Source organism: Streptomyces klenkii, from assembly GCF_003626645.1.
GTDB lineage: Bacteria > Actinomycetota > Actinomycetes > Streptomycetales > Streptomycetaceae > Streptomyces > Streptomyces klenkii.
Map to the genome: position 1 here is coordinate 1 of NZ_RBAM01000169.1, position 1,097 is coordinate 1,097.

Consider the following 1,097-nt stretch of genomic DNA (forward strand, 5'->3'; position numbering starts at 1 on the left):
TTCAAATCCCGGAGCCTCCGCTCTCGCGTGACCCCCCGGCAAGCCCTGGTCCCCCCGACCGGGGCTTCCGCCATTTCCGCAGGTCAGCACCCCTGCACCCAACTGATTTCACCCTCGGCCGCGCTTCCTGTAATGTGGTCCCCGCACCGAGCGCTCGTAGCTTAACGGATAGAGCATCTGACTACGGATCAGAAGGTTGCAGGTTCGAATCCTGCCGAGCGCGCAGCCCCAGAGCCCCGTTCCCCTCCATGGGAACGGGGCTTTTGTGCGTCCCGACGGCTTGGCCCGAACCGCGGCGTCATCCCGTCCGCGCCACCCGACGCCTCAGCGGTCGCGGCAGACCCCCGCAGAGACCACTCGCGCCGTACTGTCCCGGGCATCACCAGCCGCTCCCACGTCGGGCACGTCCCAGAGCGCTGCGCATCTCCTGAATCAACACTTGGCGGGTCGTACGAATGGCCTGCCATACATGGATGTACTCCACCGAGTGGACGTCGTGCCCGGTAGCCGTAATGTCGTGAAGATCAAGTACCGCGAGCGTGGCCCGACCGGCCGCCTCGACGACCCGCTGATTCGCCACCAACTCCAGTTGTTGCTGCGCGGCATACACTCCGTGCTCGCCAATTGCCACGTGACCCCTGCCGACGCGTTCCGGGGAAGGACCCTCCCGGGAGAAGGCGTCCCGTGCATGGGCAAGCGCTGCTAAATACCGGGGAGCAGCCGGGCCCCGGAGTGCGCGGTGGGTCAGTCCGAAGGCGTGAGGTGGTCCGGATGGCCGTTGAGGCCGAAGAGGAGCCATTCGAGCCAGGGGGGCGGGACGTCCAGGGCCTCGGACCAGGTGTGCATGGTGGTGACGTAGGTGGCGTAGCGGGTGGGCCAGTGGCGGGTGGCGGCGGCTTCGTGGGTGGTCCAGGCGAGGGCGTTGAGGGTGGCGAGGACCCGGCTGTCGAGGATGAGGGCCTGATCGCTGATGGCGGCGAACCACTTGGTGAAGAAGGGGAAGCCGACGCCGCGCACCGCGAACAGGGAGTAGGCCCGGCTCAGGTCGCCGGCCAGGACGGCTGCGCGGGTGGTGCGAAGGACGGGGATCAGGCGTT

Annotated in this window: 2 protein-coding genes and 1 tRNA gene; 2 read left to right on the forward strand and 1 reads right to left on the reverse strand. The window is 67.7% G+C overall.

Annotation, left to right across the window (positions count from 1 at the left end):
- Positions 1-150: 150 nt before the first annotated feature.
- Both D7231_RS35510 and D7231_RS36380 read left to right on the forward strand, forming a co-directional pair.
- A tRNA-Arg gene (locus D7231_RS35510) sits at positions 151-223 on the forward strand.
- A gap of 264 nt (positions 224-487) precedes the next feature.
- On the forward strand, positions 488-706 hold the full coding sequence (locus tag D7231_RS36380; protein WP_147449918.1) for a hypothetical protein: 219 nt from the start codon (positions 488-490) through the stop codon (positions 704-706).
- A gap of 38 nt (positions 707-744) precedes the next feature.
- Here D7231_RS36380 and D7231_RS36835 read toward each other — a convergent pair.
- A partial coding sequence (locus tag D7231_RS36835) for an 8-oxoguanine DNA glycosylase OGG fold protein (RefSeq protein WP_479685695.1) occupies positions 745-1,097 on the reverse strand: 353 nt, incomplete at its 5' end.